Below are 22,387 nucleotides of genomic sequence, written 5' to 3'. Positions count from 1 at the left end.
GGTCAGAAAACTCTTGCATAACGGACGGTAACCACAGAAGAAATCCGCGTCGATAATGTTCCTGACCCTCTGCTTAAGCTCTTTGGGGTTGGGGAAGCCACCGTCTCTCTTGCGTTCCCATATCACTTCGTGATCTACGCGAATTTCAAATCTTCCACCTGTGTCAGGGCAGAGAGCAACCTCACCAAGCTGATTTCCAAAAGTGGAAAGAAGTTCCTGCGCCATCCATGCTGCACGTAAAAGCCAATTGCACTGTGTGCAGTAGTAAATAGAAACGCGAGGCAAGGGCATGAGCATGTTCCATTTTTTTACGCGGATAATTTTAAAGACGAATGAGCGCATTATAGGGTTGCTGCAGTAAGGTCTATTTTTAAAGCGATATAGACGTTTTTATGTAATAACTTTGTTAGAGTTTATTGAAGTGCATGCGGTGCAAATGCGCTTTTAAAAATGAACAGAATGTCAATTTGTGTTCTGTAAGATTCAATCCGTTTTTGTGGCTGTTTTGATCAAGATCATTGAGGTGTTTTTAGCTCTCTTTTACTCTGTAATAGCTTTAGAAAATCATGGTCTATGCAGGTTTTTTGGAGAGAATTTGTGTGTAGAAAATAATAACTTGACCATTGTGTCATAATTTAATCATATTGCCTCGTCTGCATTCTGCGCTTTGATGTGTTGTGATCCGTTTTTTAGCAAGGTTTATTGTGAAAGCTCCTGCCAAAATTGCAATTATCGCTCTTTCTCTCTTTGCGGTCGCGGGCGGAGCGTTCGCATGGCATGAGCATCAAGTGGCTCAAAGTGTTCCTGATGGTATCATTTACGGCAATGGTCGGTTGGAATTTACCCGTGTGGATGTGGCCGTTAAATATCCGGGGCGCATTACGCAGTTACTGGTGCAGGAAGGTGATAACGTAACCTCTGGCCAAATTCTTGCGCAGGAAGATAAAGCGGCTGTTCAGGCACAATACGATCAGGCAAGTGCGCAACAAAATCGCGCAGCAAGCGCAGCTGGTCGAGCCTCGGCTGAACTTGTGGCGCGGCAGGCGGCCTTGCAACTTGCGCGTGATGAGCTGCGCCATGCCCAGAAGATGCGGCAACAAAACCTCGTTTCCGATATGGAGGTTACGCAACGGCGCACGCAGGTTGAAACAGCACTGGCCGCAGTAAACGCAGCTTCTCAGGCGGTTCAGGAGGCCCTACATGCCAAGGAAGGTGCCGCAGCGCAGGTTAATCAGGTTCAAACCGTGCTGGATGATATGACCATCCGCGCCCCTGTTTCCGGCCGGATTGAATACCGTGTTATTGAAACCGGCAGTGTTCTGCCGCCGGGTGGGCGGGTGTACTCCATGCTGGATCCGGTGGATCCTTACATGACGCTGTTTTTCCCAACAGCATCCATCAGCAACCTAAAAATAGGTGATGAAGCGCGCATCCGATTTGATGGAATGGATACGCCGGTTGCTGCCACTGTTTCCTTTATTGATAGTCAGGCCCAGTTTACCCCCAAATATGTGGAAACAGCTACCGAGCGAGAGCAGCTTGTATACCGTGTTAAACTGCGCGTAACCGCAGATGAGCAGAAGCGACTGGGCACACTGCTAAAAGCCGGGATGACGGGTGAAGGTTATATCAAGCAACGGCCAGATGCGGCATGGCCCAAAGCAGCACTGTCTGGCGATGCCAGATAATGAGGGCATCGGCTTCTGAAATTCGTGTTGAAGGCGTAAGCCATGCTTATGGTGGGCGTAATGTTCTGCACGATATTTCTCTCACCCTTCCTGCTGGGCAAACCATTGCGTTTATCGGCCCGGATGGTGTTGGTAAATCAACACTTCTGGGGCTGATTGCCGGGGTTCGGCACCTTCAGCGCGGGGCCATTCACACACTTGGAGTGGATATCAGCAACAGAGCCGAGCGGGAGGCTTTTCTTTCCCGCTTGGCCTTTATGCCGCAAGGGTTGGGCAAGAACCTCTACCCTACCCTTTCCGTGCGTGAAAATATCGACTTTTTTGGCCGGCTATTTGCGCTGGATGCTACAACCCGCGCCAACCGCATTACGCATCTACTGGATGCCACAGGTCTTGCGCCTTTCCCTGATAGGCCCGCAGGTCACCTTTCTGGTGGGATGAAGCAAAAGGTCAGCCTGTGCTGCTCCTTGGTGCATGAGCCAGACCTGCTCATTCTGGATGAGCCTACAACGGGGGTGGACCCACTCTCTCGGCGTCAGTTCTGGGCGTTGGTGGAGCAAATGCGGGCTGAACGCCCCTCCATGACCGTGATTGTTTCAACCGCTTATATGGATGAAGCCGAGCGCTTTTCATGGTTGGTGGCCATGAATGACGGGCGTATTCTGGCCTCAGGCCCCACAGATGAGGTGAAGAAGCAGACTCATACCACAACGGTGGAAGCGGCTTACATCTCACTGCTGCCTGCGGCGGATCAGAAGGAAATTTCTGATTTTGCAATTCCACCTTATCAGGATGATGGCAGCCCTCCGGTTATTGATGCCGAAAACCTGACGCGCAAATTTGGATCTTTCACGGCAGTTGACCATGTAAGCTTCCGTATCCGCCGGGGTGAGATTTTCGGGTTTCTGGGTTCTAACGGCTGCGGTAAATCCACCACCATGAAAATGCTGACAGGGTTGTTGGATATTACCAGCGGCACAGCAACCCTGTTTGGTCGCCCGATAACACCGGGAGACATGAAAACGCGTATGCGTATTGGCTACATGTCTCAGGGTTTTTCTTTGTATGAAGAACTGACGGTACGCCAGAATCTGATGTTGCAGGCAGAGCTTTTTCAGCTTTCCTCAACCGAGGCCAAACAGCGTGTTGAAAACATGCTCCAGAGCTTTCAGTTGGCGGATGAGGCCGATAGCCGCCCAACGGGCCTGCCCTTGGGGTTTAGGCAAAGGCTGCAACTTGCGGCCGCCTGCATTAACAACCCGGATATTCTTATTCTGGATGAGCCCACTTCTGGCGTGGACCCGGCAGCGCGAGACATGTTCTGGAAGCACCTTGTCGCGCTTTCACGCCAGAAGCATGTGACCATTTTTGTTTCTACGCACTTCATGAACGAAGCCGCCCGGTGTGACCGCATCTCTCTGATGGATAAGGGGAAGGTGTTGGCTATGGGCACCCCTGCCGAAATTACGCAGGAGGAAGGCGCTTCTACTCTGGAAGATGCGTTTATTTCGTGCCTGGAAAAGGCTGGGAATTCCATAGTCGTTGCCAAGCCCCAGCAGGCTGCTTCGGCAGCAACGGGCGCAATGCGGACAATACCACCCTACATACGCTGGTTTTCGCGCTGCTGGGCCTTTGCCCGGCGTGAGGCTGTGGAACTGATGCGTGACCGCCTGCGCCTGATGTTCGCCATTCTTGGCCCGACCATTCTGCTGCTTATTTCGGCTTATAGTATCTCGTTCGATATCAACACCATTCGCTACACCGTGGTGGATTACGATCATACCCATGCCAGCCGAGAGCTTGTGGAGCAGTTTCGGGGCTCTCGCTATTTTCAGGAAACCGCATTCTCGCCAGATCGCGAAACGCTGGAAACACGCATACGCCATGGGCAGGTTGCAATGGGGCTGGATATCCCCCCTGGTTTTGGGCGAGATGTTGCCGCAGGGCGTAACCCGGCCATTGGTGTGGTTATTGATGGCTCCATGCCCTTTTTAAGCGCCAATGTGCGCTCTTACACAGATGCCGTGCTGTTAACCTATATGGCAAACATGCAGAAAACACTGCCGGCTTCTGTAACATCCAGCCTGATACCCGTAAGCATTGTGCCGCGCTTTGTGTATAATCAGGAATTCCGCAGCATTTTTGCCATGACACCCGGCACCATCATGCTGGCGCTTATTCTTGTTCCCACCATGCTCACAGCACTTGGTGTTGTGCGGGAAAAAGAAATTGGTTCCATTATGAACCTGTATGCCTCCCCCGCTAGTTCCGGGCAGTATCTGGTGGGCAAGCAACTTCCTTATGTTGCGCTGGCCGGTATGGCGTATCTGGTTCTGGTGGCGCTTTCTGTTACCGTTCTGGGGGTGCCGCTTAAGGGCTCCTTTATTGGGCTGAGCATTGGGGCCACGCTGTATATTCTGGCAAGTACTGGTCTGGGGCTGTTGATTTCAACTTTTGTCAGTTCTCAAGTGGCGGCCATTTTTGGCACGGCCATTATTTGCCTGATTATGTCTGCCAATTTTTCGGGTTTGCTGTACCCGGTTTCAACACTTACCGGCTTTACTTACTATTTGGGTAAAGCTTTTCCGGCTTCGTGGTTTCAGCTTATCAGCCTTGGTAGTTTTACAAAGGGTTTGGGTATTAGGTCCTTTCTTTCCATGTATCTGGCATTGGGTGGTTTTGCCGCGCTTTACATGGTGGGGGCCCGTCTTTTCTTGAAAAAGCAGGATACGTGATGCTGCGCTGGCTCATAAATGTCGGCCTGCTATGCCGCAAGGAATTCCACAGCCTGATGCGCGATTTTGTGCTGATGGGCCTAATTGTTTTTGCATTTTCTGCAGCCATTGTTCTTGTGGCGCATGGGGTGCGTGTGGATGTTGCAAACGCAACAGTTGCGTTTATTGATGAAGACAACTCAGCTCTTTCGCGCCAATTACGTTCTGTTGTGCTGCCGCCTTATTTCAAGCCCCCTACCCTGACCAACCGTATTGACGGTAAAACGGGTATGGATAACGGAAGCTACAATTTCGTTATTGATATTCCACCGCGTTTTGAAGCCGATGTACTGGCAGGCCGCACGCCACAGATACAGGAACTGATTGATGCCACGGCCATGACGCAGGCCGGGCTTGGCAGTGTTTATCTGCAACAGATTTTTCTGGGTGAAGTAGAGGCGCAGCTTCACTCCCCCGATATCAACAAGCTTATGCCGTTTCATCCAGAAAGCCGTATTCGTTTTAACCCGAACAGTGAATCTGCATGGTTTACGTCTGTTATGCAGGTTGTCACCAACGCAACAATTCTTTCCATTGTGCTGGTTGGGGCAGCCGTTATTCGTGAGCGTGAGCACGGCACCATTGAACATTTGCTTGTTCTGCCGGTTTCCGCCAGCCAGATTGCTATTGGGAAAATTCTGGCAAATGGTGCTGTTATCTTTGTAGCCAGCATGCTTTCCCTTTGGGTTGTTGTGCATATCGGGCTGGCTGTGCCTATTTCTGGCTCGCCTTTACTATTTGCTGCCTGCCTTATTTTATATCTGTTTTCGGTAACATCTCTGGGGATGATGTTGGCTACCATTGCGCCCACCATGCCGCAGTTCGGGCTTTTGGTGGTGCCGGTTTATGCGGTGGCCTATCTGCTTTCTGGCGCGGCTACTCCAGTGGAAAGTATGCCAGAGGCTGTGCAATCCTTGGTGCGGTTTTTCCCTACCACGCAATTCGTCAAAATCTCACAATCCATTCTGTATCGCGGTGCGGGGCTGGAAAGCATCTGGCCTTCGCTGCTGGCTATTGTGTTTTCTTCTACTCTCTTTCTTGCCATGGCGCTGCTTCGCTTCCGTTCCATGCTTGCCCGCCAGGATTGAATGCTGATGTTCCTTTCTTCCTCCTCTACGCGCTTATTGTTCAGCACTCTTCTTTGCACTGGCTTGGTGGCGTGCTCTCCTTTCCATACCAAACTGCCGCCTTCCCAGGTGGCTGTTCCGGCGCAGTTCAGCGCTACACCGCAGGATGCACAACCTACGGACCTGACAAACTGGTGGACAGCATGGCAGGACCCGTTGCTTGATCAGCTTGTGCAAAATGCGCTGGCTGCCAACCCGGAAATACGCATGGCGCAAGAGCGCGTGCAGGAATCTCGCGCTTATACCCAAATGGCCAAATCTGCCCTGTATCCTACCATTGGTGCCACGGGCGGCATGATGGGTGGTGGTGTGGACTGGCGGCACCCGGTGCCGCCCCTTATGAAAATGGCAGACCCTGATATTCAGGATCCGGCAACAGATGGGCATCTGGCTGGCATAACCATGGCGTGGGAGCCAGATATCTGGGGCCGCAACCGTGCCCGTAAGCGAGCAGCGCAACATATGGCCTTGGCTGCGGCAGATGTGCTGCATGGCACACACATGGCCATTGCGGCAGATGTGGCCGCCAATTACCTTACGGCGCGTGGGCTGCAACAACGCATTGCGTTGCTTGATCAATCTGCCCGCACGCTACAGGAGCTTTTGCGGTATGCCACAGCGAGGTTTGATGCAGGCCAGACAACACGGGCTGATCTGGAAACCATAACGGCCCAGATCAATCAGGTGCAGGCACAACGGCCATTACTGGTTGCCGCGTTTGATGCATGCCGGCATCGGCTGGCTATTCTATCCGGCCTGCCGCCGGAACAGGCGCCGGATCTATCAGCACCGGCTCAATATCGGGTGCCAGCGCCCCCTGCTACAGAACTGCCCTCTACAGTGCTGGAGCGTAGGCCAGATGTGCTGCTGCAAAAGAATATTGTGCAAGCCAATCTGGAACGGTTGATCAGCACAAAAACAGATTTGCTACCGCGTTTTGGGTTAGAGTTTTTTGGTGGCGATGGACGCTTGCGGTTTGATGGTATTCCGGGCGTATCCGGCTCTGGCGGCCTTATGGCTGTGAATGCCTACCTGCCTATTTTTACGGCTGGGCGCATACAGGCCAAGATACGCGCTGCGGACTCTCAGCTAAAGCAGGCTGTGGCATCGTATGATCAAACGGTTCTGACAGCCTTGGCAGAGGTGGAAGATGCCTATGAAAGCCGTTCCAGCGCAGACCAGAATATTGCCAGCCTGAGCGGAGAAGTTTCATCCCTCTCTCTCGCCACAACTCAGGCACAAGGGCTTTATGAAGGCGGGCAGTTTACCATGCAGGATATTCTGACAACCCGGATAAAAAAGATTTCCGCTCAGGATGAACTGGTAAGTGCCCAAACCCGGCAGGCGTTGGCAACAGTGCGTCTTGCGCGGGCTTTGGGCGGTGGCTGGGATACGCAAACAACCAAGCGGTAAAAGTCTAGCACCCATTGCTGCGCTTTTAGGTCTGCACTTTGCTGGATTGGGCAATTAACTCCAACAGCGCTTCTGCTGCCGGGCTGCGATAACGCTCCTTATGGCGCAAACCGTAGAAGAAGCGTGTTCCCAAAGCTTGGGGCACGGCATGCAACGTGCCTGCCTGCACGGCGGGTGCAATCACTAAAGCAGAAAGAGCACCAATACCTGCACCTGCCTCAATGGCCGTACGCACACTCTCGTTGGAAGGCAGCACAAGCGTTACATTTAGTTCCGTAGGGTCTATGCCGTGATGCCGCAAAGCGTGTTCCAGTGTGGTGCGGGTGCCAGAACCCGGTTCACGCATGACCCATTTGGCAGATCGTAGCCACGCGGCATCTATAGTGTCAGGCACATGCGCATCGGCTTGCACAATGCTCAGGCTATCTGTTGCAACGGGCCATTGCGCCAAGGCGGGATCATCCACCTGCCCTTCCACAATACCCAGATCAACTTCACCGTTTTTAACGCGGTGTGCTGCTTCTTCTGTGTTGCTGATGGCAATATCCATAACAATTTGCGGATATTGTTGGCAGAATTTCACCAAAAGTGCTGGCAGCCAATAGGCTGCAATAGTCTGGCTGGCAACAACGCGTAATGTGCCCTGCTTCAGCCCGCTAAAGGCTTCCAGCATGTTCTCGGCGGCTTCTGCCTGCGCCAGAACTGCACGGGCTTCAGGTAAAAACAGGCGGCCTGCCTCTGTAAGGCAAATACCGCGCCCCACACGATGAAACAGCTTGACTGCATGCTGTTCTTCCAGCGTGGCAATAGCAGCGGATACGGCTGATTGCGTAACATGCAGGGCCTTGCTGGCCGCTGTAACGTGCTCACGCTCTGCAACAGCAATAAAGAAGCGAAGTTGTTCCAGTGTCATGCCTGATTTCATACTTCAATCAATCATGATTTCCGATTGGAATAAACAGAATAATGAGTTGGAGTGATGAAATGGCTTGCCCTTATGTTTTGCAAAGAAAGGGACATTGCCATGCTCACCACATCTCAGGCGCAGCCATTATTCAAACAACGCATATTGGATGTTATCAGCCATAATCTTCCCGGTATTTTATTGTGTCTGGCTATTACGGGCATTGCCTATTTTTGCCAGCAGATTGAAGAATTTCTGTGCGGGAAAATCTGGCTGGAAATGCTCAATCTGGCGCTTATTGCCGGTGTTGTGGTACGGGCTGCGCGTAAGCCAGATCATCTGTGGCAGCCGGGTATCCGAACATGTTCGAAAACGCTTTTGAATATAGGGATTGTGCTGCTTGGGGCTTCTTTTAGCATTGATGCGGCGTTTTCCACTGGGCCGTGGCTTTTGGTCGGCGTTATGGGGCTGGTTGCGTTTAGCCTGATATTTACCAGTTGCATTGGCTGCATGATGGGCCTGCCTTTGCCCCAAACTCTGCTGGTGGCTTGCGGGAACTCCATTTGCGGCAATTCGGCTATTATGGCGGCGGCCCCTAGCATTCATGCCAAAGATGAAGATATTGGTGCAACAATTGCCTTTACGGCAGCGGGTGGCCTGATACTTGTTGTAGGCTTACCGCTTGTGGCCCCCTTTCTGCCGCTAGATAGCCGCACTGGCGGGGCCCTTGCCGGGCTAACGGTTTATGCCGTGCCTCAGGTTGCGGCTGCGGCCTCGGCTTTTGGCGGAAACGCCGGGCATATTGGCATGCTGGTTAAGCTGATGCGTGTATTGATGTTGGGGCCAGTCTGTATTGTTCTGTCCATACTTTATGCCCGCTTAAACCGAGGGAAAGTTCAGCACGCGCATCGTGCGCCGCAGATGGTGCCTTGGTATATTGTTGGCTTTATCATCATGATGATTGCGCGTTCCATGAACGTTATTCCGCATGAACTCATTGCGCCTTTAAGCTTTATAGCCAATTTTTTAACCATTCTGGCCATGGCTGCGTTGGGCTTGTGCATAGACATACGTTCGGTTTTTCGCGCAGGTCGTCCACTGCTTCTGACGGAAGGGTTTTCTCTGCTCGGGCTGATTTGTGCCAGTATGCTACTGCTTAAGGTCGTGTTCTAGAACAGCCATCAGCATTGGGAGCCCATATTGCGTAATCTAGACTTCAGTTCATGGCACAGCTTTCTGTTCACCATGATTGGGCTCTCGCTCATTACTTTAATTGGTGTGGGCATCAGACTTTTGATGATGGTGCTGATCCAGCAGCGGCGGGAACGTATGAACCGCCAGATTAATGAGCGTTTGCGCACATTGATTGCAGCTTACCGCACATTGGGGGGGTCTTTTACCGGAGATCTGGCAGTAGACCCAAGGCATAAGCGAGATTTCCGTATTGCGGCGGATACGGATACCCCAACAACCACGTCCATATTGGAAGACGCCAATGCATCCGACCGGGCACGTCGTATTCGTGATGCTGTAGAGGCTGCGCTATCCGATATCATTCTTCTGGGCACGGAAGAACATGTACGTTTAGCAGAACATGCTGCGCGCGAACTGGTGGCAGGCCAGCGGGTGCATACGCATGATTTGGTTGTATCCTTGCGTAATTTTGTAAGGCAGGCGCTGGATCTTGCCCCTATTCCGTCTGATCTGAGTATTCCCATACAAGGCCCAACCCGTGTGCAGGCTTGTGGCGGTAAAGGGAAAGATGGCGGAGCAGAAAAAGCTGGTGGCGGCGGGGGTGGTAATGGTGGAGGTGGCGGCATGCAGGGTGGCGGTGATATGGCCATGACCGGCAGCCATACTGCGGATAATCAGGACTCAATCACCCCTTCCGGGCATTAAATACTGCCAAGCCAGATGATGTAATGCCTCAATTATAAAGGATGCAGAAGTTTCCCTCTGCATCCTTATCCTAAGTTAGTTTCCGAGTTTGATTAAACGGGATGCACGGCTGAGCGCGATAATCGGGAAAAGCTGGCGGTAGAGATCATAGCGCAGCATGAAGGCGCGTGAGAGCTCGGCCCCCTGCATCAGACGCTTTGAAATGGCCGGGTCATCCAGCTTGATGGTCTGGCCCACACCGTAGCCGGGGAAGCCCGTACCGGTGAACTCTTCTTCATTCCAGCTTCCGTCTTCTTCCTGCAAGTCAATCAGGTAGCGGCAACCTTTGGCTATGGCCTCATAATCCTGCGGACGGTTGGCCGCTATCAGCCCCATAAGGGCCCAAGCCGTTTGAGATGGCGTGGTGGCGCCATGGCCAATGGAAGAGACTTCCATGTAGGACGCACAGCTTTCACCCCAACCGCCATTTTCCTGCTGGCAGTTAATAAGCCAGTCACAAGCCTTGGAGATGTAAGGCTGTGTCATGTCCTCACCCAAGGCGGCCAGAGCGGGCAGAACAGCCCCGGTGCCATACAGGTAATTTACGCCCCAGCGGCCAAACCAAGGCCCTGTTGGATCTTGCTCCTTACGAATGTAAGCCAGCCCACGCTGGATGCAGGGTAGATCACGCGGCAAGCCCAACAGGCCAAAAGCTTCCAGAACGTGCGCCGTAACGTCCACCGATGGCGGGTCCAGCGCTTCCCCAAAATCGCAGAACGGAATTTTGGCAAGAATGCTCTTGTTGTTGTCCTTATCAAAAGCGCCCCAGCCACCGCAGGAACTTTGCATGGCTACCAGCCACCGCACGCCGCGGCCAATGGCTTCTTCTACGCCTTTTGCTTGCCACTCTGGCCGGTTGCGGCAAGATGCAATGGCAATCAGCGCAACGGCGGTATCATCTGTATCCGGGTATCTGTCATTGGCGTATTCAAACGCCCAGCCACCGGGTTCTGTATTGGGGAGTTTAACAGACCAATCCCCTTTCACGCGTATTTGACGGGAAAGCAGCCAGTCCAGAGCCTTATCCATTTCTGGTGTAAAGCGTTCTTCGGCATTGGCATCATGCAGCGCCATGAGCGACAGCATGGTGTCCCATACAGGGCTGTTTGTGGCCTGAATCCAACTGGCATCACCTTTGTCGTGCCGCCAACCCGGATCGTTTAGCGCATCCAATGCCTTTGCCATAACGGGGTGGTGGAATTGATAGCCCTCACCATGCAGGGCCATCAGCCCGTATACCCATGGCGGCTGAATGCCACCCCAGCCACCATCTGCATCCTGATGCCAGATAATCCATTCCAGCACGTATTTAATGGCAGCTTCCCGCGAAGGCGCGCGTTTAAGGAAAGAAGACTGCAACCAATGCAGGCCTTTATCAGCCAGACGAAAGAAGTCAGCAATAACATCCCTGCCCTCTTTGGTGGGCAGTTCGTAATCAAAGTTCGCACGGCCACCCGGGAAAAGGGCATCCAGCCGATCTTGCGGACGCAGCGGACGGGATGGACGGCGTGCAGACAAAATAGCCAGCGGCATCATGGTGGCGCGGGCCCATTGTGCAAAATTGTAAATGGAAAAAACAAAATTATCGGGGAACCAGATAATTTCTGGCGGAAGATTAGGTGTTTTCTCCCACGGCCATTCCCCAATCAGGGCCAGCCAGTAGCGGGTGAATACACGTACGTTCTTTAGGCCGCCTTTGCTGATAATCCATGCAGCAGCTTTGCTAACGGCCGGGTCATCTTCTGCGTAGCCCAAAGATCTGAGAGCGGCATAAGATTCCACAGTCGCGTTGATATCACCACTGCCAGCACCATAATATGTGCCCCAAGAGCCATCGGGCCGCTGCATTTCAAGCAGAGCCTTGCCCAAGCGCGGGCGCAGGGGATGATCTTCCAACCCCAGGAACCACAGAGCCAAACACCATTCAGCTTCCATGGAGGCATTGGACCCAACAGAACCCACCCAATGGCCATCGGGTTTCTGTTGCTTCATTAACCATTCACATGCGGAAGACAGCGTGTGTGTCAGGCTGTTCCCCATTGCTTTCAGGGCTGACAGATCTGCCGGAACCTGTGGAGCAGGTTTTTGACGCACAATATCCGAGGTTCCAGACTGAATAAGGGTGTTAACGTTTGTTCCCTGTGTGTCTGAACCGGAACGCAAAATCTTCTTTAATGAAAAACGGCTTGCCATATTCATTGTGTCATACCTGCGCGAAATATCATGAAAGACTCATTGGTTCCTGTTTTAAAGATCATGGTGTTTCTGCTTGGGGCGTAATAAGCCGCAGGCAATCTGTAAACACTGAATCCCAACCAGACTGATCCATAGCGATAAAGCCGAAGCTTCTGAGAAGGAAAGCCCCTTCGGCTGCAAAAATTGCCGTACGCGCCTGCCGCGCATCTTCTGCGGTGACGTTACAATCCCCAAACCATCCGGCGTACCATTCTCGTATCCGATTGAGGTATTTGGGGGATTGCAGCAGGGTAATCAGCATGCCTACCATTCTGGCTTGCGTGGCGGCATCTATCTGGCGGCATGCCAGAACATAGGCACGCGCCCGCTCTGCCAGTGATGCCTTGGGCCCCGCATGTTTTTCTATTTCCAGATCAAAAGCTGCTATCCAGCGATCAATCATGGCGGTAATCAGGTCATCTTTGTTGCCAAAACAGTATTGCAGGCCACCTTTGGTAATTCCTGCGGCTTTGGCCACGGCATCAAGCGTTAAAGCGGTTGCGCCGCCCTTCTGAACAAGCAGCTCTGCGCTGTCCAGAACGCTCTCCCGATCAATGGTTCTGCGGCGGCCCATGCACCGTCCTCTATTATTTCAATCCGTCTGGATGGAATTAAAATGAGAGCGATGATTGTGCAACTATATTATTGGAATACACGGATGCATTTTTAGAATGGCAGAAAGCAGCTCGATATAAGTAAGAAAATTTACATAAGAACATGATAATAAAAAATAATTTTCCCTTCTTACGGCCTTAGCGCATCTTCAATAAGGGCGTTCAGTGTCATCTTCTCACCTTCTCGCGTCAGCAAGGCTTCCAGAAGTCCGTCTATGGCCAATACAGCTAAACCATGAACCTTGGCCCATAAGGCTGCGCGCGCACCAGCACGTGTATGGGCAGAATGCTGGCCTTTCAGCTCTCCCACCAATTGTGTGAGCATGGCAGATGTTTTGGCTGCGGCGGCATCCAGATGCGGGTTTTTCCTATCAACTACATCGCTGCGGAACATAAGTGTAAACAGGCCGGGATGCTGCATGGCAAACTGCACATAGGCTACACCCACAGCGTATGGCCCTTTATCAAGCAGCGGCGTAAGCGTTGCGGTCAGTTCTTCATACCCAATGGTTGCCAGTGCACTGAGTAGGCCTGTGAGATTTCCAAAATGCGGAATTGCTGCGGTTTGTGAAACACCCGTATGGCGCGTAATGGCCCGCAGCCCCAGCGCAGCAATGCCTTGCTCCTCCAGAATGGTGCGTGCGGAACGCAACAGAGCGGCATGCAAGTCTCCATGATGATAGGCTTTTTTAGGCTGAACAGGCTGGGCCATTACATATTTTCCAGAATATTCACGATGACCCTCAGAACACTTGACATTCTATCCCCATGTCCCATTCTTAACATTGTTAAGTTTCAACTTGTCGGGCGGTCAAACACAAGACCAATAGCCTGAGGAAGGATCCCTCTTGCGTTTTCTCCCCTCTGTTTATCATGTTTCTCGTCTGGTTGCTGGTTTTTGCCTGATGGGGGTGAGTTCTGGCGCCATTGCAGCAACAGCCTCTCCTTCCGGCACGGCTGGTAAGCTTACATCGTCTCAATCCTTACCAGATGCTTTTACGTTGCCAGATGCTGGGCGTTCCCTGCGCATTACGTACCTTTCCACCAATGGCATTACAGGCAAAGGGCTTGTGCCAGTTACGGCTGAAGTGATTCTGCCCACAGGTAAACCGCCTGCTGGTGGGTGGCCTATTGTTGCCTGGGCACATGGCACGGTAGGCGTTGCAGACCGCTGCGCACCCTCTAACAACCCGTGGAGCGCACGGAACAAGCGTTATCTTTCTGAATGGATGAAGCGTGGCTTTGCCGTAGTGGGCACGGATTATCAGGGTTTAGGCACCCCCGGCACTCACCCGTATCTGAACACGCGAGTGGAAGCCTATAGCCTGCTGGATGGCGTGAAGGCAGCTTTGGCCTCGGTGCCGGATTTGCAGAACAAGATCATGATTGTCGGGCAGTCTCAAGGTGGTGGGGCTGCTTTTGCTTCGGCTGCTTTTGCCCCAACCTATGCGCCAGAACTGAATATTCGGGGCACGGTGGCCACGGGTGCACCTTATATTACGCCGGAATTGCTCAAGCAGATGGCAACTGCGCCGGACAATGCGCCATATAACCCCGTTATTGTTTATGCGCTGTATCTGGCACAGGGGCTTTCTGGCTACGATGCGGCCTTTAAGCCAGAAAGTGTTTTTACGGCAAAAGCCATGCCGGCCTACCGTGGCGCAGCCAATTTGTGTGTGTATGAGCTGACAGATAAGGTGAAGGAGGATGGCCTGAATTTCAGCAACTCTCTTAAGCCCGATTTTGCAAAAAATCTGGCTCCGGCTTTACAGGCAATGCAATACCCCACCATGCATCTGGCTCAACCGCTGTTTATGGGCACTGGAGAGCTTGATAAGGATGTGCCTCCGCCGCTTCAGTACGGGTTGGTAAAGGCCGCCTGTGCTGCTGGCACAGTTGTGCAGGCGCATGTTTATAAAGGTCTGAACCATGATCAGACGGTAAATGCCTCATTACCGGATTCAGCTTCTTTCACGCAGGCCGTCATGAACGGGCAAACTGTTACGCCTCAGTGCACTCCAACGCCGGAATAAAAGCACCTACACATATTCAGGCTTGATTGCGGGAGGAAAAGCGGCGGCTTTACGTTTTTCCTCCCTTGTGCGGGGTATATAACGTCTTCAATATTCACGTATGACAGATACCCCTGCTGCGTGCGTTTATCGCATCCATCGTTTTTTGCAGTCTCCGGCAGGAGGTGCAACAGCCCTGCTTCTGGCCTCACTTACGGGGTTTGCTCTGGCAAACTCGGCTTGGTGTGGTGGTTATGAAGCCCTGATTACAACACCCATGCGGCTTTCTATTTTAGGACCGCACATGCCAGATACGCTTGAGGCATGGGTATCTGATGGGTTGATGACGCTTTTTTTCCTGCTGATTATTCTGGAAATCAAGAAAGAGATGGTTTCGGGCCATCTTTCATCCATGCGTCAGATTGCCTTGCCATTGATTGGCGCATTGGGTGGTATGGCTGTGCCAGCGCTTACCTATTTTCTGGTAACGTACAAGCATGCAGAAGCGGTTCATGGATGGGCCATTCCTGTGGCTACCGATGCCGCATTTACATTGCCCGTTATTATGGCGCTGGGGGCGCGTGTTTCGGCCGGGGCGCGGGCATGGCTTATGGCCCTTGCCATTTTTGATGATGTGTTGGGCATTGTTGTTATTGCCCTGTTTTACGGTTCTGCCCTTTACTGGCCTGCACTGGCTGGCGTGCTGTGTGTAACCGTGGGCATGATTGCTGCAAACCGCTTGGGATGCAGATCTTTGTGGGTTTATTCTGCCGGATGCCTGCTGCTTTGGGGCATGCTTTTATCTTCCGGCCTGCACCCAACGCTTGCCGGGGTGATTACTGGCCTTTGCCTGCCAGCTCAACCACCTGCAACAGATACAGAACAGATGACGCCGCTTGAAAAAGTATCATCCGCGTTAACGCCTTTCGTAATATGGCTGGTGCTGCCCCTATTTGGCTTTATGAATGTTGGGGTTTCTCTTGCTGGTGAGCATATGGGTGCACTTCTTGCTCCCGTTCCTCTGGGCATCATGCTGGGGTTGATTATAGGAAAGCCCGTGGGTGTGTTTGGAGCAACCATATTGTCGTTCCAACTACGCATAGCGCCTGTCCCAGCCGCAACATCAATAAAAATGCTTTTCGGGCTTTCTTTGCTGTGCGGTATTGGCTTTACCATCAGTCTGTTTATTGCCGGTTTGGCATTTAAAGATGCAGATACAATTGTATCTGCAAAACTGGGGATATTTGCGGGATCTGTTGTTGCAGCATTGGCCGGATGGAGTTGGCTGCGCTGCTTGCCTGTTGAACAACCAAGCCAGTGTCCTGCCAACCTTGCGGCTATGAGCGGCAAATAAGGTTGCCATGTTCGTTTGCTTTGTGTCTGCATAGTTTGTTAAGGGCAGACACAAAGCAGAACTATAAGTTTTTACCCTATACGAATAAGCTTGCGGTTAATGAATTCCTCAATCCCGAGGAAAGAAAGCTCCCGGCCAAAGCCAGAATTTTTAATGCCCCCAAATGGCAGTTCGGGTGCGGCAGCGGTGGCTGTGTTAATAAACATCATACCGGTTTCAACCTGCTCGGCCACCTTTTCTGCCCTCCCGATATCGCGCGAGAATACGGAACCACCAAGGCCATATGGTGAGTCATTTGCCAGATCAACGGCTTCCTGTTCAGATGTAACCTTATGAACAACCGCAACCGGGCCAAAGATTTCCTGATAAAAAACAGGGTTATCTTTTTTCACATTAGTCAGGATTGTGGGTTCCATAAAGAACCCTTTACGGTTTATCCGCTTGCCACCAGCAACCAAGGTTGCACCGGCTTTTACGGCTTCATCAATCTGTTCCAGCACCAGATCCAGCGCGCGTTTGCTGCTCATGGGGCCATGTGTGATCCCTTCTGCCAATGGGTCCCCAATACGGAATTGGGTGATGGCCTTTTTCAACCCATCCAGAAATGCATCATAAATTTTTTCATGCACAATCATGCGTTTTGCGGCGGTGCACACTTGTCCGTTATTGGCAAAGCGGCCCCATGTAGCCCATTTGATGGCAAGTTCCAGATCGGCATCATCCAGCACAATAAAGGCATCACTGCCGCCAAGTTCCATGGTGTCCTTCTTGAGTGAGGCACCAGCTTCTGCCGCTACGGCCTGCCCTGCCCGTTCACTACCAGTAAGCGCCACACCACGAATACGGACATCCTTGATCAGCTCGGCAGATTGATCATTGCTTAGGAAAATATTGGTATAAACGCCAGCTGGCGCTCCGGCATCATGAAACAGTTTTTCAAACGCCAAGGCGCATTGCGGCACGTTGGGGGCATGCTTGGCTATCACCACATTGCCCGCCATCAGGTTGGGGCCCGCTACCCGTGCCAGTTGGTAATAAGGAAAGTTCCAAGGCTCGATGCAATAAATAACGCCTAGTGGCTGGTTGATTATTTTTGCGCTGCCATCTTTTACCTTGAGCGGCGTGGGAGCCAGAAACACCTCTGCCCCATTGGCGTAGAAGGAAAGAATATCTGCCGTGATATCAATTTCCTCCAGCGCATCTGGCAGTGCTTTGCCCATTTCCGTGGCAATCAGGCGCGCATGGGCTTGCCGGTCCTTACGCAGCAGATCAGCCGCCTTTGACATAATGATTTTACGCTCTGCAATGCTGCGCTTTTTCCAATCTGTGCGCCAGATATGGTCCGCCCTGTCTGTGATCGCCTGCATCTGTTTTGGGGTATGCAGTTCAAACGTGCGTTCAACACTTTCGGTGGTGGGGTTAATTGTCTGATACATAATCATTTTTTATCATCCTGATTATAAAAAGGGTAATCGGTGTATCCGTGTGCGCCGCCGCCATACATGGTTGTGGGGTCTATGGCGTTAAGGGGCCATCCGTGCTGCAAACGCGCAGGCAAATCCGGGTTGGCGATGAATTTGCGGCCAAACCCGATCATGTCGGCCCAGCCATTTTGCAAAACGTGGTCTGCTTTGGCTTTATCGTAACGGCCCGCACACAAAATGCGGCCCGGAAAGATATCGCGCACGGCAGCACGGAATGAATCCGGCATATCTGGCGCGTTATCCCAGTCAGCTTCTGCCAGAGAGAGATATGCAATGCCTGCATCGGCCAAAACACGTACCGCTTGCGTATAGGTTTCTGTCGGATTGCTTTCCAACAAGCCAAGATAAACGCGTTCTTCCTTGGTTGTGCTGAACAGTGGAGAAAACCTGACGCCCAGCCTTTCAGGAGAAACCACGGCAGAAACGGCCTCTACCACTTCACGCAAAAATCTCAGCCGGTTGGGGAGCGAACCGCCATAGGCATCTGTGCGAAAATTGGCGCGTTCGGAAATAAACTGGTTGACCAGATACCCATTGGCAGCGTGAATTTCCACGCCATCAAATCCGGCTTGCAGAGCGTTTCTGGCAGCCTGCGCATAAAGCTCTACCAGTTCATGAATTTCGGGAATGGTCAATGCACGAGGGGTATCGGGCGGCACCAGTTTTCCGGTGCCCGGGCCGGTTGGGATAAAAACATTCACACCCGTTGCGGCCACAGCAGATGGTGCAATAGGTGACTGGTGGTTCGGTTGCAAAAGATGGTGCGAAACACGCCCAACATGCCAAAGCTGCGCAAAAATGGGGCGCTTTTTGGCGTGCACGGCATCTGTTACCAGTTTCCAGCCCGCAATCTGTTCAGGGGAGTAAATGCCGGGTGTCCAGGCATAGCCTTGCCCGCGTGGTTCTATTTGTGTGCCTTCGGTAAGCAAAAAACCTGCCTGCGTACGCTGAGCATAGTATTCTGCCATAAGCGCATTGGGGATATCACCCGGCTGGGTGCTGCGGCAGCGGGTTAACGGCGGCAGAAAAATCCGGTTTTCTAGGGGCAGATCACCCAGTGTTATGGGGTCAAAAAGAGAAATTGAAGTCATGATCAGCCTTGTTCAGAAGCAGAAATAGTCTCTGGTCTGCTCGTAAACATTGGCCTATTAGGTTTAAGGCGCAAGAACGCACATAAACCGCCTATAGTGTCAGGAATGATACCATGCCCCGTATTCGCCACACCACGCTAACATGCAGCCCCGGCTGCACCGTAGAAGCCACGCTGGAGTTATTTGGGGGCAAATGGAAGGCGCTTATTCTGTATCATCTGTTTGAAGATGGCGTGCTGCGCTTTAGCGAATTTCGTAGGCGTATGCCAAATGTAACGCAGCGTATGCTGACGAACCAGTTGCGAGAACTGGAAGCCGATGGCCTGATTTCCCGCACGGTTTTTCCCGAAGTGCCGCCGCGGGTGGAATATGAACTGACCGACCTAGGCAAAACCCTCAAGCCGGTCATCCATGCACTCAAGGAATGGGGCGATAAATATGCCCATAGCTTGAAGCAGAAAAAAGAATAGGTAGTGGGTGAAAGCCCCTCACCCACGTTATCTAAACGAGCGTGAGAGGGGCTTTAATTTCAATCCAGCTTTTCACGCTGCCAGAAGCGAAGTGCGCCGCAGGTTTTTACAAATGCATTGGCATCGTTTTTGCTACCAAGCTTGATGCAGCCTTTATCAACATCGTCAGCCAAACCCGCCTTTTTGAACAACGTGCAGGCCTCTGCCGAATACCCAATAAATTTGCAGTGCGTGAAGGCGTCTGTAAGGAAATCCTTGGCTGCAGGGTTACTAGCCAGAACTTTTGTACCTTCCTTGGAAGCCAGAATGGCTACGGCATCGTATAATACCGATGGGCCTCCATCTATCTTCTGCTGCGCAGCCACCTTGGTGCCATCCGAGAGTGTAATGCCGCCAATTTTGGGGGCCACCACTTCATAATTGGCTTTTTCTGCCTGAAGGGCAGCAATAAGCGCAACAAAAAGGTCTGCATCCACGCCATCTGTTGCCAGAATACCCATTTTTCGGCCTGCAAATGTTTTTGGCCCATTTTTGAGGATGCTGAGCGCATCAGACGCTGGCAGATCATTACGCGTAGGCTGAGTTGTTTCTGCGGGATCAGGCAATGGCAAGCCCAGACCATCAGCTACCGTTGTTGCCAGATCCTCATCAATATGCAGCAGATGGGAGACAACGCGGGAGCGAATATCGGGCCGTTCTACCTTGCTCAGTTCAAACGTAATGCCATCTGCAATATGCTTCTGCTCAATGGGCGTCTGGCTGATGTAAAACTGCCGCGCCTGACTGTAGTGATCGGAAAAACTTTCGGGCCGTAGGCGCCGCTTGGGGCCTGTTTCCTCGCTTGCAAAACTGCGGAAGCCCTGTTTTGGGTTTTCACGCGGGCCACCTGCTGCCCCCCAACTGTTCGGCTCGTAATTGGCGCGGCCTACCAGGTTGTGCATGGCCATATGCCCATCCTGCTGAAAATGCGCCATGGGGCATTTGGGAGCATTGATTGGGATATGCGTAAAATTGGGGCTACCAAGCCGTTTTACCTGTGTATCCAGATATGAGAAATTTCGGCCCTGAAGCAGCGGATCGTTTGAGAAATCAATGCCTGGCGGCACGTTCTGGGTGCAGAACGCAACCTGCTCTGTTTCGGCAAAAAAGTTATCAACAACGCGGTCCAGCACCAGACGGCCCACTATTCTTACGGGCACCAGTTCTTCAGGAATAAGTTTGGTGGGGTCCAGCACATCGAAATCGAATTTTTCGGCAAATTCTTCGTCAAAAAGCTGCACGCCCAGTTCCCATTCGGGAAAGTCCCCGCTGGAAATTGCGCTCCAGAGATCTCGCCGATGAAAATCAGGGTCTGCCCCATTGATCTTGACCGCTTCATTCCAGACAACAGATTGCAATCCCTGCTTGGGCTTCCAATGAAACTTCACAAAGGTTGAACGGTCATTGCTGTCCAGAAAACGGAATGTATGCACCCCAAACCCTTCCATAAAACGGAAGGACCGCGGGATACCCCGGTCTGACATCACCCACATGATCATATGAAAGCTTTCCGGGGTGAGTGAAATGAAATCCCAGAAGTTATCATGCGCAGATTGAGCCTGCGGAAAATCGCGGTCTGGCGCTGGTTTTACGGAGTGCACCATATCAGGAAACTTGATGGCATCCTGAATGAAGAATACCGGGATATTGTTGCCAACCAGATCCCAGTTACCTTCCTTGGTATAGAGTTTAACGGCAAATCCACGGACATCGCGCGCAACATCAAACGAGCCTTTGGACCCCGCTACCGTGGAAAACCGCACAAAAGCTGGCGTGCGCTCCCCTACGTTCTGAAAAATAGCTGCGCGCGTTACGTCTTGCAGGCTGTCTGTCAGTTCAAAATAACCATGGGCACCATAGCCACGGGCGTGCACAACACGTTCGGGAATACGTTCATGGTCAAAATGGAAAATCTTTTCCCGGAAATGGAAATCCTCCATCAACGCCGGGCCGCGTGCACCGTAACGCAGTGTGTTCTGATCATCCGCTACGGGAATACCCTGAGCAGAGGTAAGTGTTGCAATATCACCGCCAGCCTGCTGGTGTGTTTCTCCCCCATTTCCCTGTTGCTCGGTATAGCTTGGTTCAATTTTATCTTTATTTGCCTTTAAACCGTTTTTGGCAGCTTTGCTGGGCGTGTTTTTTTTGACAACCATGATCTTCTCCTCGCCAGTGTTTCGGCGGGAGCGTCGTCCCTTTACATGTCTTAAATCTTGCGTCTCTAAGGTTTCGTCGCTCCCCGTATTCTAGTTCTTACGTGTGGGGGGCAGAATGGTTCCAATGGCAGATTTTGGCTGCACAAGCATCACAACACAAAATGTGTTATGTCGGGCTTATGGCAATTTCTATCCTTCCCAATATTTCTCTGACCGATTCTGAACTGGAGGTCTCTTATATTTTGGCATCTGGCCCAGGGGGGCAGAATGTCAACAAGGTTGCCACGGCTGCTCAATTACGGTTCGATGCAGCGCATTCTTCTTCCTTGCCAGATCGGGTGCGTGCACGCTTGCTGGAACTTGCGGGCAGTCGTGCCACGCGTGACGGTGTTATTGTTATTACAGCACGACGTTTTCGCACGCAGCAGCGCAACCGTGAGGATGCGATAGAGCGTCTGGCTGCCTTGATACGAGAGGCAGCACATCGCCCGGCTTTTCGTGTTGCTACGCGCCCTAGCCGCGCTGCGCGCCAACGGCGGTTGCAGGGAAAAGCACATCGCGCACGTATTAAACAAGGACGCACAGTGCGGCTTGATGATTGATATTGCCAAATAAGCTAATGGGAATGGCTTGCTGTTTCCTTTAAAAATTGTTTTTGGTTTCTTCTTTTCAGAGATAATCCGCTCAGGAACGTTTACCCCGTTCCAGCGTTGAATGACGGCTGAATACTTGGCGATTAGAAGAATATTCTATTTGTCCGAGTGCTTTATTGCTTTTCTCGAAATCTACTTAAAGCACAATCGAAATGTTTGCGGCTGGTTTCTCTTGGATGGAGAACGAAAATGCGCACCCCTTTTGTAAAAAATCAGGCTTCTTCTGCTGTTTCAAAAACAGAAAAGAAGGTGGGGCAGAATGTGGCTGATGACAAAGCAGTTGGTGAAGATTCTTTGCCAGAAAACAAAAAATCACAAAATAAAATGGTGAAAAACAAAACGTTGTTAGAAGAAAAAGCGCTTTCGACCGCCCTAAGAACAAGAAAAAGTCTGTTTCGGAAATAACAAATAAAGGCCGCATTCAGCTTTGTATGG

Annotated in this window: 19 protein-coding genes; 11 read left to right on the top strand and 8 right to left on the bottom strand. The window is 51.8% G+C overall.

The genetic code is table 11. The features are described 5' to 3' along the window. Nucleotides 1-297: SelT/SelW/SelH family protein (locus tag APA10_RS03450; protein ID WP_080587113.1), on the bottom strand; the 297-nt coding region annotated here is incomplete at its 3' end. Nucleotides 298-704: 407 nt separating this feature from the next. On the opposite strand from APA10_RS03450, the gene APA10_RS03445 reads away from it, so the two are divergent. From APA10_RS03445 to APA10_RS03430, 4 genes are read left to right on the top strand one after another with little or no spacing between them, the layout of a single operon-like run. Continuing rightward, entirely contained in the window at nucleotides 705-1,688 is a 984-nt protein-coding gene (locus tag APA10_RS03445) for an HlyD family secretion protein (RefSeq protein WP_035366381.1), read from the top strand. After that, complete coding sequence (gene rbbA / locus APA10_RS03440; RefSeq protein ID WP_003630790.1) at nucleotides 1,688-4,423, top strand: ribosome-associated ATPase/putative transporter RbbA; 2,736 nt, start codon at nucleotides 1,688-1,690, stop codon at nucleotides 4,421-4,423. The genes APA10_RS03445 and rbbA overlap by 1 nt, the downstream gene beginning before the upstream one ends. Next, a complete protein-coding gene (locus tag APA10_RS03435; protein ID WP_003630788.1) occupies nucleotides 4,423-5,550 on the top strand; it encodes an ABC transporter permease in 1,128 nt (375 codons plus the stop codon). Before rbbA ends, APA10_RS03435 begins: the two co-directional genes overlap by 1 nt. Continuing rightward, a complete protein-coding gene (locus APA10_RS03430) occupies nucleotides 5,551-7,002 on the top strand; it encodes a TolC family protein (protein ID WP_003630785.1) in 1,452 nt (483 codons plus the stop codon). A gap of 25 nt (nucleotides 7,003-7,027) precedes the next feature. On the opposite strand, the gene APA10_RS03425 is transcribed toward APA10_RS03430, so the two are convergent. Next, nucleotides 7,028-7,927 carry a LysR family transcriptional regulator gene (locus APA10_RS03425; protein WP_003630783.1) on the bottom strand — a complete coding sequence of 300 codons (900 nt, stop codon included), beginning with the start codon at nucleotides 7,925-7,927 and terminating at the stop codon, nucleotides 7,028-7,030. A 54-nt stretch (nucleotides 7,928-7,981) separates the two neighbouring features. On the opposite strand from APA10_RS03425, the gene APA10_RS03420 reads away from it, so the two are divergent. Together APA10_RS03420 and APA10_RS03415 are read left to right on the top strand one after the other, a co-directional pair. Beyond that, nucleotides 7,982-9,079: a YeiH family protein gene (locus tag APA10_RS03420; RefSeq protein WP_003630781.1), complete on the top strand. Its 1,098-nt coding sequence runs from the start codon at nucleotides 7,982-7,984 to the stop codon at nucleotides 9,077-9,079. 27 nt (nucleotides 9,080-9,106) lie between these two features. Next, nucleotides 9,107-9,805: a hypothetical protein gene (locus APA10_RS03415; RefSeq protein ID WP_170164623.1), complete on the top strand. Its 699-nt coding sequence runs from the start codon at nucleotides 9,107-9,109 to the stop codon at nucleotides 9,803-9,805. Nucleotides 9,806-9,880: 75 nt separating this feature from the next. On the opposite strand, the gene shc is transcribed toward APA10_RS03415, so the two are convergent. The 3 genes from shc to APA10_RS03400 form a co-directional block, all read right to left on the bottom strand. Beyond that, entirely contained in the window at nucleotides 9,881-12,043 is a 2,163-nt protein-coding gene (shc, locus tag APA10_RS03410) for a squalene--hopene cyclase (RefSeq protein WP_003630777.1), read from the bottom strand. A 55-nt stretch (nucleotides 12,044-12,098) separates the two neighbouring features. Continuing rightward, nucleotides 12,099-12,653: a TetR/AcrR family transcriptional regulator gene (locus tag APA10_RS03405; protein ID WP_003624473.1), complete on the bottom strand. Its 555-nt coding sequence runs from the start codon at nucleotides 12,651-12,653 to the stop codon at nucleotides 12,099-12,101. A gap of 170 nt (nucleotides 12,654-12,823) precedes the next feature. Next, nucleotides 12,824-13,405 (bottom strand): TetR/AcrR family transcriptional regulator, encoded by a 582-nt coding sequence (locus APA10_RS03400; RefSeq protein WP_003630776.1) that lies wholly within the window; start codon nucleotides 13,403-13,405, stop codon nucleotides 12,824-12,826. Nucleotides 13,406-13,541: 136 nt separating this feature from the next. On the opposite strand from APA10_RS03400, the gene APA10_RS03395 reads away from it, so the two are divergent. Together APA10_RS03395 and nhaA are read left to right on the top strand one after the other, a co-directional pair. Further along, complete coding sequence (locus APA10_RS03395) at nucleotides 13,542-14,726, top strand: lipase family protein (RefSeq protein ID WP_003630774.1); 1,185 nt, start codon at nucleotides 13,542-13,544, stop codon at nucleotides 14,724-14,726. Between the two features lie 100 nt (nucleotides 14,727-14,826). Next, the gene (gene nhaA, locus APA10_RS03390; protein ID WP_035367313.1) at nucleotides 14,827-16,059 is read left to right on the top strand and encodes a Na+/H+ antiporter NhaA; all 1,233 of its coding nucleotides are present in this window, start codon (nucleotides 14,827-14,829) and stop codon (nucleotides 16,057-16,059) included. A 71-nt stretch (nucleotides 16,060-16,130) separates the two neighbouring features. Here the strand turns inward: nhaA and APA10_RS03385 are convergent, their stop codons facing one another. Both APA10_RS03385 and APA10_RS03380 read right to left on the bottom strand, forming a co-directional pair. After that, complete coding sequence (locus APA10_RS03385) at nucleotides 16,131-17,501, bottom strand: NAD-dependent succinate-semialdehyde dehydrogenase (protein ID WP_003630945.1); 1,371 nt, start codon at nucleotides 17,499-17,501, stop codon at nucleotides 16,131-16,133. Further along, nucleotides 17,498-18,634, bottom strand: a complete 1,137-nt coding sequence (locus APA10_RS03380) for an alkene reductase (protein WP_003630943.1) — start codon at nucleotides 18,632-18,634, stop codon at nucleotides 17,498-17,500. The genes APA10_RS03385 and APA10_RS03380 overlap by 4 nt, the downstream gene beginning before the upstream one ends. 113 nt (nucleotides 18,635-18,747) lie before the next feature. Between APA10_RS03380 and APA10_RS03375 the strand changes: the two genes are divergently transcribed. Further along, nucleotides 18,748-19,104, top strand: coding sequence for a winged helix-turn-helix transcriptional regulator (locus APA10_RS03375; protein WP_003624479.1), 357 nt, complete (start codon nucleotides 18,748-18,750; stop codon nucleotides 19,102-19,104). A gap of 59 nt (nucleotides 19,105-19,163) precedes the next feature. Here the strand turns inward: APA10_RS03375 and katE are convergent, their stop codons facing one another. Next, nucleotides 19,164-21,299, bottom strand: coding sequence for a catalase (katE, locus tag APA10_RS03370; RefSeq protein WP_003630942.1), 2,136 nt, complete (start codon nucleotides 21,297-21,299; stop codon nucleotides 19,164-19,166). Nucleotides 21,300-21,460: 161 nt separating this feature from the next. Here katE and arfB point away from each other — a divergent pair, with 161 nt between their 5' ends. Together arfB and APA10_RS03360 are read left to right on the top strand one after the other, a co-directional pair. Beyond that, the gene (gene arfB, locus APA10_RS03365; RefSeq protein ID WP_174714322.1) at nucleotides 21,461-21,901 is read left to right on the top strand and encodes an alternative ribosome rescue aminoacyl-tRNA hydrolase ArfB; all 441 of its coding nucleotides are present in this window, start codon (nucleotides 21,461-21,463) and stop codon (nucleotides 21,899-21,901) included. Nucleotides 21,902-22,141: 240 nt separating this feature from the next. Further along, the gene (locus APA10_RS03360) at nucleotides 22,142-22,357 is read left to right on the top strand and encodes a hypothetical protein (RefSeq protein WP_003630940.1); all 216 of its coding nucleotides are present in this window, start codon (nucleotides 22,142-22,144) and stop codon (nucleotides 22,355-22,357) included. Nucleotides 22,358-22,387 lie beyond the last annotated feature (30 nt).

The sequence above is a fragment of the Acetobacter pasteurianus subsp. pasteurianus LMG 1262 = NBRC 106471 genome (genome assembly GCF_000285275.1).
In the GTDB taxonomy this organism is placed as follows: domain Bacteria; phylum Pseudomonadota; class Alphaproteobacteria; order Acetobacterales; family Acetobacteraceae; genus Acetobacter; species Acetobacter pasteurianus.
This window is presented reverse-complemented; position numbering and strand designations above follow the sequence as displayed.